The sequence below is a fragment of the Algoriphagus zhangzhouensis genome (genome assembly GCF_900148515.1).
GTDB lineage: Bacteria > Bacteroidota > Bacteroidia > Cytophagales > Cyclobacteriaceae > Algoriphagus > Algoriphagus zhangzhouensis.
In genome coordinates, this window is the sequence record NZ_FRXN01000005.1 from 209,589 (window position 1) to 221,149 (window position 11,561).

Below are 11,561 nucleotides of genomic sequence, written 5' to 3' on the forward strand. Positions count from 1 at the left end.
AAGCCTGAGATTCATTCTCAGGCTTTTTGCTTTACAAGTATTTAGTGGACAATTCCTCTACCAGGGAGATGTATTCATCACTTGCATCACTTTTACTTTTCCCTTTGAAATTGAGCCATGCATTGAATTTAGCGGCAGCTTTGAAATCAAAACCTCCCGGTCTTTCAGTTTCATTGTCACCTTCTGTAGCTTGTTTGTAAAGGCCATATAATTTTAATAACTCCTCGTTGGAAGGTCGGCTTGTAAATTTCTTAGTCAATGCTGCAGCGTCCTCTAAATTGGTGATTTCCATGTAAACTCAAATTATGATTTCTAGTTTCCAAATATGAATTCAAAAATTGAAAAACATTACATTTTGGGTATAAAAAAAGCCAACCTATTAAGAGGTTGGCTTCAAATTATTTGAAGGAGGCTTATCGCTTGTTCATAGAAACGTAGTCACGCTCATTTGCACCTACATAAACCTGACGAGGACGACCGATTGGTTCGCCATTCTCTCTCATTTCTTTCCACTGAGCAATCCAGCCTGGTAGACGACCTAGAGCAAACATGACAGTGAACATGTCAGTAGGGATACCTAGTGCTCTGTAGATGATGCCAGAATAGAAATCTACGTTTGGATAAAGCTTTCTATCTACGAAGTACTGATCATGAAGGGCAGCGTATTCCAATTCTTTGGCAATTTCCAAAACAGGATCGTTAACACCCAATTTTTCCAATACATCATCAGCAGCTTTCTTGATGATTTTCGCTCTTGGATCGAAGTTTTTATAAACTCTGTGTCCAAATCCCATCAATCTGAAAGGATCGTTTTTGTCTTTTGCTTTGTCCAAGTATTTTTTCGCATCTCCACCATCAGCTTTGATGGCCTCTAGCATCTCAATTACAGACTGGTTAGCACCACCGTGCAACGGTCCCCAAAGAGCATTGATACCAGCAGAAATGGAAGCGTAAATGGTTGCTTGGGAAGAACCAACGATTCTTACGGTGGAGGTAGAACAGTTTTGCTCGTGATCAGCATGAAGAATCAATAATTTATCCAAAGCTTTTGCAACTACTGGATCTACATCGTATTTCTCAGCAGGAAGTGCAAACATCATTTTCAAGAAATTGGAACAATAATCCAAGGTGTTGTCTGGGTAGTTCACCGGATGTCCCATTTCGTTTTTGTAAGCCCATGCAGCGAAAGTTGGCATTTTTGCTAGCAAGCGGATGATGCTCATATTTACTTCATCTTTGCTTCTGTTAGGATTCAAAGAGTTAGGGTAGAATGCAGACAAGGAGCAGATCAAAGAAGACAATACGCCCATTGGGTGAGCATTGGATGGGAAACCATCCAAAATCTTCTTGATGTCTTCATGTACCAAGGTATGATGGGTGATTTCTTTGGTGAAAGCTTCATACTCAGCTTGAGTTGGCAATTCGCCATAAATCAACAAGTATGCAACTTCCATGAAAGTTGACTTTTCTGCCAAATCTTCAATTCTGTATCCTCTATATCTGAGGATTCCTTCCTCTCCATCCAAAAATGTAATAGCACTGGTTGTAGAACCTGTGTTTTTGTAGCCCGGATCAAGGGTGATCAAGCCGGTTGAGCCTCTCAGCTTAGCAATATCAATTGCAGCTTCATTCTCGGTACCGACAGTAATTGGGAATTCAAAATCTTGTCCGTTATAGGACAGCTTGGCGGAATCAGACATTTTATAAGAATTTGGATTGCGTTTTTTAGAAAACCTTAAAAGATGGCCTTAAGTTAATAAAATCCCATATTTTTTAAGGTTTTTATTATGCAACGGGTGATATATTAATTCGAATTCAATAATTTTTTAATCGCAAATATCCTGAAAATCCTAAATAGACTATCTGAGGACTAAGATTTTATAAAAGGAAATCCTGAAAATCTCATTTTTTTCAAAATATTCATGAAAAAAAGCCCCGAAGGGCTGATTTTGATTTTAGTCACAGAAATGCCCGAAAACCTCAACAAGGTGGTCTCCAATCATTTTAGCATTTCTTCCTTCGATATGGTGACGCTCAATGAAGTGAACCAATTCACCATCTTTGAACAAAGCCATTGCTGGAGAAGATGGAGGGTAAGGGAGAACCAATTCTCTGAATTTAGCAACTGCCTCACGATCATTACCTGCAAATACAGTAGCAAGAGTAGTTGGTTTTTTATCAGAAGCCTCCAAAGCGTAAGTTACACCTGGGCGAGCAGCACCAGCAGCACATCCACATACAGAATTAACTACCACAAAGGTGGTTCCTTTATGATCTGGACCTAAATGCTCAGCAACTTGCTCTGCTGTTCTAAACTCTTCAAATCCTACATCGGAAAGTTCTGCTCTCATTGGAGCAATTAGTTCTTCAGGGTACATATTATTTAATTTTTAATTGTCGGTTATAGAAATCCTAATTCAAGTTTCGCAGCCTCAGACATCATATCTTGAGAGTAGGGTGGGTCAAAGGTAACTTCTACTTCCACATTGTTGATTCCTTGGATCTGCTGAATTTTATCTTTCACCTCAGATGGAATAAATTCGGCAGAAGGACAATTTGGGGAAGTCAAAGTCATCATGACGTAGACATTGTTTACGGGGTACACGGTGATCTCATAGATCAAGCCTAGTTCGTAAACATCTACTGGAATCTCCGGGTCATAAACCTGTTTGATTGCCAAGACCACTTTTTCTTTCAAGTCGTCGATCTGACTTACTTTATTTTCAGTTTCCATTTGATGCGTTTAGTTTGGTTTGGAAAGCCAAAGCATACAATTTCATTTGTTTGATCATGGCTGCCAGTCCATTGGATCTTTGGCTTCCGATAATCCCACCCATACCGATTTTTTGAATAAAATCCAGATCAGCATGGATGATTTCTTCAGGCTTTCTATCATTGAGCACTCGGATCAAAAGGTAAATCAAACCTTTAGTAATATCTGTATTGGAATCTGCTTGAAAATGAATTTTTCCATCTTTTTCATCAGCAATCAACCAAACCTTGGATTGACATCCTTTGATGATATTTTCTTCTTTTTGCTCCTCTTCAGGAAATGCTTCCAGATTGTTACCGATTTCCATAATGTAGAAAATGGTGGACTCTCTGTCATCTCCTAAGATTTCGAATTCTGATACAATTTCGTCCTGAATCTCCTGTATGCTCATTTATTCTTGATTTTGGCGATACGTGCTACGCCTTCTGCCAATTGCTCAATTTCTGATTTGGTATTGTAAACAGAAAAGCTGGCCCGAACAGTTCCTTCAATTCCAAAACGTTTCATCAAAGGTTGAGTACAGTGATGACCTGTTCTCACAGCGATCCCTCTGGCATCCAACATTTGACCTACATCGAATGGATGCATCCCATTGATATTGAAGGATAAAACACTGACTTTATCTGCGGCGGTACCTACTGGTATAAATCCTTTTACGTCTTTCAAAAGTTCATTGGAATAGGCCAATAATTCATCTTCATGAGCTTTAATTACTGGTTTTCCTAAACCTTTGATAAAGTCCAAGGCCTCCTTGAAAGCAATTACATCCGCAATATTCGGAGTTCCCGCTTCAAATTTGAAAGGGATATCATTGTAGGTAGTCTTTTCAAAAGTAACCTCTTTGATCATTTCTCCTCCTCCCAAAAATGGAGGCATAGCTTCCAAAACTTTTCTTTTTCCATACAAAACCCCAAGCCCTGTAGGACCATAGATTTTATGAGCAGAAAGGGCTAAGAAGTCACAATCCAATGCCTGCACATCAATCTCCAGGTGACTGGAAGATTGTGCTCCGTCCAAAAGAACTTTGGCTCCTACAGCATGGGCGGCTTCAATGATTTGTTTTACAGGGTTGATGGTTCCCAATGCATTGGAAGCATGAACGATACTAACCAATTTGGTTTTTTGGGAAAGCAATTTTTCAAACTCGGCATAATCCAATTCGCCATTGTCATGGATAGGGATTACTTTGAGAATCGCCCCTTTTTCCTCGCAGAGCATTTGCCAAGGAACGATATTGGAGTGGTGTTCCATAGTTGAGATGATGATTTCATCTCCTTGGCCTATGAACTTTCTTCCAAATGTCTGAGCTACCAGATTGATAGATTCAGTGGTGCCTTTTGTAAAAATAATCTCGGCACTTTCTTTCGCATTGATAAACTCGCGAACGGCCTCTCTGGTATTTTCATAATACTGAGTAGCTCGATCGGCTAATGCGTGTGCACCTCGATGAATGTTGGAGTTGTCATGCTCATAATAGTTCATCAGAGCATCCAAAACTGCTTTCGGCTTTTGGGTTGTAGCAGCGTTATCAAAATAAATCAAGGGCTTGCCGTGCACTTCTTGATGAAGCACAGGAAACAAGCCCCTGATTTCGTTTATATCAAATTTCATGAAGGGAAATTAGAATTTGCTCCCCAATCTTTCCTGTACCAAGGAAACGCAATAATCGTGGAAGCTTTCGTCTTCGATATGTTCTAAAACTTCACCAGCAAAAGCATAAAGCAACAATCCTTTTGCTTGGGTTTTGTCAATTCCTCTTGCCTGTAAATAGAATAATGCTTCTTCATCCAATTGACCGGTAGTACAGCCATGAGAGCATTTCACATCATCTGCCCAGATCTCCAATTGAGGCTTGGTGTTGATCACCGCATCTTCGGAAAGAAGGATGTTGTTGTTTTGCTGGAAAGCATTGGTTTTCTGAGCGTCTTGACGCACGAAAATCTTTCCGTTGAAAACACCTCTGGATTGATCAGCAAGAATTCCTTTATACAATTCATTGGATTCAGCATGAGGGATTGTATGGTCCACATTTGTGTGGTTGTCCACGTGGGTTTTACCATTCAATAGGTATAAGCCATACATGTTTCCTTCAGAATTACTTCCCAAAAGATTCAAGTTTAGGTTATTTCTAACCATGTCGCCAGATAGGGAAATTGTTACTGCAGTAAACTGAGAATCTTTCTGAATATCAGTTTCAATATTACTTACCTCAATGGCTTGATCGCCTTCATTTTGAAGTCTGTAATAATGGATTTTACTATTGATTGCCCCTTTGATCTCTACTACTTGGTTGGAAAAGACTTTGTCCTCACCCAATAGAATGGTTTTTTCGATGAAAGTCACTTCAGCAAAATCGCCAGCCTCAATCCAGATTCTTGGTTGTACCACCTGTCCAGCACTTGCTTTTGCAAAAGAAAGAATCAGGATAGGTTTTTCAACTTGAGTTTTCTTAGGTACAGAAATCGCAAGACCTTCAACAAATGAGGCTTGATTTAAAGCGACGAATGCATCTTTGGAAGGCTTGGCGATTGAGCCAATTTCCTGATTTGAAAGTGCAGAAATTGAAACTTCAGATGGAAGTTGAGAAAGCTCTTCTTCCAATTTGCCATTGTTCAAAACAAGAATGTATCCTACAAATCCTTCGAAAATGGCAGTTTTTACCATTTCTTCAGTAATGGATACGGGTTTTGCTGGATTGAAATCAGAGATTTCTTTTTCCAGTTTTCTGGCAATCTGAGTGAATTTATATTCCTCTGCTTTGACCGCAGGGAGTCCTTGTGTGTAGAAGCTTTCTTTAGCCAATGCTCTCTCAGAAGAGAAATCAGCAGGAGCTCCTTCAAACAAAGGGGTAAGGGTATCTTGTGTAGTCAAGGTACTCATGTTCTTTTTTTTAGAAATCAGACAGTAGCTGCGGAATCAACTTCTTCTTTGATCCAGTCGTAGCCTTTTTCTTCCAGTTCCAAAGCCAATTCTTTGGTTCCAGACTTAACAATTCTTCCTTTGTACAATACGTGTACATAATCAGGAACAATGTAGTCCAACAATCTTTGGTAGTGAGTCACTACGATCGTTGCATTATCAGCTGATTTCAATTGATTAACTCCGTTGGATACGATTCTCAATGCATCGATATCCAAACCTGAATCAGTTTCATCCAATATTGAAAGAGATGGTTCTAGCATTGCCATTTGGAAGATTTCATTTCTCTTCTTTTCACCTCCAGAGAATCCTTCGTTCAAAGCTCTACTTAAAAGCTTTTGATCGATCTCAACCAATTTCATTTTTTCTTTCATCAAAGAAAGGAATTTCACAGCGTCAAGGGCTTCCAATCCTCTGTATTCTCTCACTTGATTTACAGCAGTTCTCAAGAAGTTGGTAGAAGAAACTCCTGGGATTTCCACTGGATACTGAAATGCCAAGAATACACCTTCTCTAGCGCGATCTTCAGGAGCTAGGTCCAAAAGGTCTTTTCCTTTGAAAGTAACTTCACCTTCAGTTACCTCATATTCTTCTCTTCCTGCCAATACTGAAGCCAAGGTGGATTTTCCTGATCCGTTTGGTCCCATGATAGCATGAACCTCACCGGCTTTGACTTCCAAGTTGATTCCTCTTAGAATCGGCGTCCCTTCGATTGAAGCGTGTAGATTTTTTATAGAAAGCATGATACTAATTTTTCAATTTTTAATTTTCCAATTTTTCAATCGGTATTACCCCACAGATCCTTCCAAAGTCAATGCAAGAAGCTTTTGTGCTTCTACAGCAAATTCCATAGGAAGTTGATTCAATACCTCTTTTGCATAACCATTGACGATTAGGGCCACTGCATCTTCAGTAGCGATACCTCTTTGGTTACAGTAGAAGATTTGATCCTCGCCAATTTTAGAAGTGGTAGCTTCATGCTCCACCTTGGCGGTAGGGTTGTTGATATCGATATAAGGGAAAGTGTGAGCACCACATCTGTCGCCCATTAATAAAGAGTCGCATTGGGAGAAGTTACGTGCATTTGATGCGCGCTTCATCACCTGAACTTGACCTCTATAGGAGTTTTGAGATTTTCCAGCAGAAATACCTTTGGAAACGATTCTTGATTTGGTGTTTTTACCAATGTGAATCATTTTGGTTCCGGTGTCTGCTTGCTGATAATTATTTGTTACCGCTACAGAATAGAATTCTCCGATGGAATTGTCTCCCTTCAAAATACAAGAAGGATACTTCCAAGTTACTGCTGAACCGGTTTCTACCTGAGTCCAAGAGATTTTGGAGTTGTCTCCTGCACAGATACCTCTTTTGGTCACGAAGTTGTAAATACCACCTTTTCCTTCTTTGTCTCCAGGGAACCAGTTTTGAACAGTTGAATATTTTACTTCAGCGTTGGTAGCAGCGTAAATTTCCACTACAGCAGCATGAAGCTGATTCTCGTCTCTTTGAGGAGCAGTACATCCTTCCAAGTAAGAAACGTATGCATCATCTTCAGCAACTATCAATGTTCTTTCGAACTGACCAGTATTTGCGGCATTGATTCTAAAGTAAGTAGATAGCTCCATTGGGCATCTTACTCCTTTTGGAATATAGCAGAATGAACCATCAGAGAAAACCGCCGAGTTCAATGCAGCATAATAATTATCTGTCATTGGTACGACAGATCCTAAATATTTTTTAACCAATTCGGGATGCTCTTTTACAGCTTCACTGAAAGAACAGAAGATGATTCCAAGTTTCGCTAAAGTGCCTTTGAACGTAGTTGCAACAGAAACTGAATCTAGTACAGCATCTACCGCAATTCCTTGCAATCTTTTTTGCTCGTTCATGGAGATCCCAAGTCTCTCATAGATCGCCAACAATTCAGGATCTACTTCTTCTAAGCTTTTCGCCTTTTTCTGCTGCTTTGGTGCAGAGTAATAACGAAGCTTTTGAAAATCAACTTTAGGATAGGTTACATTCGCCCAATCAGGCTCTTGCATTTCTTGCCAAGTTCTAAAAGCTTTCAATCTCCACTCCAATAGCCAGGTTGGCTCTTCTTTCTTCGCGGAGATCCATTTAATGATTTCCTCATTCAGCCCGATTGGTGCTTCGTCCACTTCATAATTGACGGACCAACCGTGTTCGTATTCTTTTGAGGTAAATTCTTCTAAAATCTGGTTGTCTTTGCTCATGGGTGTGAGTTATTTAGACTAATTACATTTTGACTTGCGAAGGTACAACATAAAACCAAATTATTATGTTCAATCCTATTTTAAAAATCTATCAGGGATTCAAAATTTCAATGAAAAAGGCCATTTTGGCTACGTGTACACGGTTTTGGAAGAATAAAAAAAAACCCGAAAAATTCGGGCTTAATATATGATTTAAGTCATATTTTTTATTTAGATTTGATCTAAATAGAGAGTATTCTTATTTTTCTTTATCAAAAAACTGGATAGGGCGGTTGATGCTTTCTTCTAAAACGATCAAGGTTTCAGTTCTATCAATTCCGTCAACTTTCTGAATTTTATCTAAAACCAATCTCAAATGGTTGGTGTCCCGGCAAATGATTTTCGCAAAAATAGAGTAGTTACCAGTGGTATAATAGGCGCTAACTACTTCTGAAATTTCCTTCAGCCTCTCGATAACGTTGTCATAAAGGGAGCTTTTTTCTAAATAAATTCCCAAAAAAGCGGAGATGTCATATCCCAACTTGGAGAAGTCAATATTGAGGGTGGCACTTTTGACAATCCCCATATCCTCCAATTTCTTCATTCTTACGTGCACAGTTCCGGAAGAAACGAATACTTTTTTGGCTATTTCAGTATAAGGGGTTTTTGCATCCTCATTTAAAAGAGAGATGATTTTTAGGTCTATGTTATCGATATCTAAAATTTTATCCATTTTTCTATATTGGATTTAGATGATTGTTAATGAAATCGCTTGTAAATTAGAGATTGTTCAAAATATTGCAAAATTATTTTTTCAATTTGTAATTAAATTCAAAAATCTTTTACTTTGGAATCGAAATAATTGTCTTTCTGAAAATTTTGATTTTCAATTATTATTGAATCGAATATTCGGGATATTGGTGTTTCGCCAAACTTTCAATTATTTCGAGTAAAACTTTTAATCTCTAAAGTTATATTTGGGTTTATATTCTGAAAAGGGTCTTGCTACTGGCAGGACTTTTTTGTTGCCCTTTTGTAAATTTTAAATACATTTTTTTGCATTTGAAAATTTAAAAAGTGTATTTTTGTCGTAAATCCTCGACAAGTATGATCAGACTACTTTCTTTCAAATCGTTTCCAGTTTTTGTTTTTTGTATTCTATTTATCGGCCAACAATTAACCGCTAAAGCAATGGCTCAGGTAAATGGAGAAGATGGATTGGACAAGACTGTCACAGTTCAGTATAATAAGTTGAGTCTTTCTATGGTAGAGTCAACTGAGAAAAATTTAAAAAGCAGTAAGGCAAAAGATGTCAAATTGGAGCCTCTGACAATTGTCGAAGAAAATATTGCGAACAACCTTTCCTCTCATTGGGCCTGGCCTGAATATACTTTGGATATGATAGATTCATATTCTCCATTTTTATTTAGAACCAAAAAATCCCAAGCAGTTGAGGAAGTTAAAGTCCTTCTTACAGTTGATTCTAAAGGTAAATTGTCAGGATATGAATTGGTGTCGGAAGTAGATAAAGGATTGAAAGAACGTTTAGATTATTTAGTTAGAAAGCTTCCAAAATGTAAGCCCGTTCCTGGATTTTCTAATTATTCACCTGAGGTATTTGAACTGACAATCAGAAAATAAGGTCCGGTTTTCCGCTTTTTCTTTAAACGGTGCTATTACACAATAGCACCTTTTTTATTTTTATCACTTTCAAAAACCACCACCCTCCATGAAAAAAATCATTACTCTTTCAAGTTTTGCTTTAATTGCTGGCTTGTCTCAAGCCCAAGTGCAGCCATTTCAAAAGGAACCCCTTTTTCCAGAAAATAACTCCAAATCAAAGTTTCATACTGTTTCTGGAGAAAGACATGGCCCTTCATTTTTTAAAAAAGAAGCATTTCCCGAAGTTGAATATACACCAGGGGAAAAACTAGCATTTGATAAATACCATACTGTAAATGTGATGTATCACTGGTATGAGACTTGGGCAAAACAATTTCCAGAGATAGTTGACCTTTATATAGTTGGTGAATCCTTGGAAGGTCGTCCTATTTATCAAATGACGATCACAAATAAGAATACAGGAAAAGAGACAGATAAACCTGCGGCTTATTTTGAAGGGGGCAGACATTCTGGAGAAATCACATCTTCCGAATCAATCCTTTGGTTGACTCAGCATATTTTGGAGAATTATGGAAAGGATGCGGAAATCACACATTTGGTAGATACAAAGACAATTTACCTGCGGCCTCAAAACAATCCTGATGGTTCCAATCTTTACTTATATACTGCTCAAGCAAATAGAAGTACTGTAAGACCTCATGACAATGATCGAGATGGGTTGATTGATGAAGATCCTGGAGAAGATTTGGATGGAGATGGCATCTTATACCAGATAAGAAAAAAAGCTGTTACTGAAGAAGACAAAAAGAAGGCGAACTTTATTGTCAATCCAGACCACCCATCCGGTAAGCTCATGAAAAGAGTTGAAGCTGGAAAAGGTGAATATTTGATGTATTCTGAAGGGATTGATAATGATGGAGATGGAAGATATAATGAAGATGGAATCGGAGGACTCGACCTTCATAGAAACTATCTGGAAAACTGGAGGCCTGATACTGGGGGAGATTTGACAGGACGGGGATATACTCAAAATGGTGCAGGTGAATTTCCTCTGAGTGAGCCTGAAAGCAAAGCCACAGTTCTTTGGGTTTTGAGTCATCCAAATATTTCTGTGGTGAATTCCATGGACACACGCGTTCCCATGCACCTTCGAGCCCCATCTACTTCCAAAGCTGAAGAAAGTATGTATCCTTCAGATTTGGATATATATAAGGAAATGGATGAGTTGGGACTTTCTTTTACTGCCTATCCTTGGGCTGGAGATGTGTACGAGACTTATGCGACAAGATATAAAGTCAATAGAATGACAGGGGATCCTTTGAAACCATCTCCTTTATTCGGACATGGTCCTGATTTCGGGTATTTCTATTTCGGAAGTGTTTGGTATGGAGATGAGTTATGGAACAACGGTGCCATGAAAGATTACAATGGAGATGGGATTTACGATGACTACGATGCCCTGATGTGGGATGAAGAGGAGAACGGTGGTAGAGGTTTTAAATCTTGGACTCCAATGACCCATCCAGAGTTGGGAGAGGTAGAGATTGGAGGTTTTCATCCGAAGTTTTTTGGACAAAATGGTCCTACTTGGCAGCTTGAAAATTGGGCTAAAAAGCAAGCACAATTCAACTTAGCTATGGCCAAAAGACTTCCTGAATTGAAAGTAGGAGATGCGATGGTGAAAGATTTAGGAAAAGGCGAATATGAAATCAGTATTTCTTGGGAGAATGTTGGTGGTTTGCCGGTAGCATTAGAACAAGCCAAATTGGTGAAAATAGTACAGGAAGATCGAGTGTCTCTGAATTTTGATAAAGAGCTAACAGAAGGCTATGAAGATGCAAAAGTTCAGATTCTAAGTCCTGAACTATACGATAAAACCATTTACGCCGGATATACAGGGAAGGGTGAAAAGAAATCGGCTACATTCAAATTGAAGGTTAATTCGGATCAACCTGTCAAAGGAAAGATCAGATTGTCTTCGACTAGAGGAGGCTTTTTTGAAAAGGAATTTACAATAAACTAAAACCAATTAT

12 protein-coding genes are annotated in these 11,561 nt (G+C 38.6%); 2 read left to right on the forward strand and 10 right to left on the reverse strand.

All coding sequences use genetic code 11. The features are described from left to right. Nucleotides 1-31: 31 nt before the first annotated feature. The 10 genes from BUF13_RS17080 to BUF13_RS17125 form a co-directional block, all read right to left on the reverse strand. Nucleotides 32-292 (reverse strand): acyl-CoA-binding protein, encoded by a 261-nt coding sequence (locus BUF13_RS17080; protein ID WP_073573028.1) that lies wholly within the window; start codon nucleotides 290-292, stop codon nucleotides 32-34. A 121-nt stretch (nucleotides 293-413) separates the two neighbouring features. Next, a complete protein-coding gene (locus BUF13_RS17085) occupies nucleotides 414-1,700 on the reverse strand; it encodes a citrate synthase (RefSeq protein WP_073573029.1) in 1,287 nt (428 codons plus the stop codon). 255 nt (nucleotides 1,701-1,955) lie between these two features. After that, nucleotides 1,956-2,378: a BrxA/BrxB family bacilliredoxin gene (locus BUF13_RS17090; protein WP_073573030.1), complete on the reverse strand. Its 423-nt coding sequence runs from the start codon at nucleotides 2,376-2,378 to the stop codon at nucleotides 1,956-1,958. A gap of 23 nt (nucleotides 2,379-2,401) precedes the next feature. Next, nucleotides 2,402-2,734 (reverse strand): iron-sulfur cluster assembly protein, encoded by a 333-nt coding sequence (locus BUF13_RS17095; RefSeq protein ID WP_073573031.1) that lies wholly within the window; start codon nucleotides 2,732-2,734, stop codon nucleotides 2,402-2,404. Then, complete coding sequence (locus BUF13_RS17100) at nucleotides 2,724-3,164, reverse strand: SufE family protein (RefSeq protein ID WP_073573032.1); 441 nt, start codon at nucleotides 3,162-3,164, stop codon at nucleotides 2,724-2,726. The genes BUF13_RS17095 and BUF13_RS17100 overlap by 11 nt, the downstream gene beginning before the upstream one ends. Further along, nucleotides 3,161-4,384: a cysteine desulfurase gene (locus tag BUF13_RS17105; RefSeq protein WP_073573033.1), complete on the reverse strand. Its 1,224-nt coding sequence runs from the start codon at nucleotides 4,382-4,384 to the stop codon at nucleotides 3,161-3,163. Before BUF13_RS17105 ends, BUF13_RS17100 begins: the two co-directional genes overlap by 4 nt. Before the next feature lie 9 nt (nucleotides 4,385-4,393). After that, nucleotides 4,394-5,653: a Fe-S cluster assembly protein SufD gene (gene sufD / locus BUF13_RS17110; protein WP_073573034.1), complete on the reverse strand. Its 1,260-nt coding sequence runs from the start codon at nucleotides 5,651-5,653 to the stop codon at nucleotides 4,394-4,396. A gap of 17 nt (nucleotides 5,654-5,670) precedes the next feature. After that, entirely contained in the window at nucleotides 5,671-6,435 is a 765-nt protein-coding gene (gene sufC, locus BUF13_RS17115) for a Fe-S cluster assembly ATPase SufC (RefSeq protein WP_073573035.1), read from the reverse strand. A 45-nt stretch (nucleotides 6,436-6,480) separates the two neighbouring features. After that, entirely contained in the window at nucleotides 6,481-7,926 is a 1,446-nt protein-coding gene (gene sufB, locus BUF13_RS17120; RefSeq protein ID WP_073573036.1) for a Fe-S cluster assembly protein SufB, read from the reverse strand. A 238-nt stretch (nucleotides 7,927-8,164) separates the two neighbouring features. Beyond that, a complete protein-coding gene (locus tag BUF13_RS17125) occupies nucleotides 8,165-8,638 on the reverse strand; it encodes an Lrp/AsnC ligand binding domain-containing protein (protein WP_026956867.1) in 474 nt (157 codons plus the stop codon). Nucleotides 8,639-9,012: 374 nt separating this feature from the next. On the opposite strand from BUF13_RS17125, the gene BUF13_RS17135 reads away from it, so the two are divergent. After that, a complete protein-coding gene (locus BUF13_RS17135) occupies nucleotides 9,013-9,546 on the forward strand; it encodes a hypothetical protein (protein ID WP_083586501.1) in 534 nt (177 codons plus the stop codon). Between the two features lie 88 nt (nucleotides 9,547-9,634). Next, nucleotides 9,635-11,551 carry a M14 family metallopeptidase gene (locus BUF13_RS17140; RefSeq protein WP_073573038.1) on the forward strand — a complete coding sequence of 639 codons (1,917 nt, stop codon included), beginning with the start codon at nucleotides 9,635-9,637 and terminating at the stop codon, nucleotides 11,549-11,551. The last annotated feature ends 10 nt before the right edge of the window (nucleotides 11,552-11,561 follow it).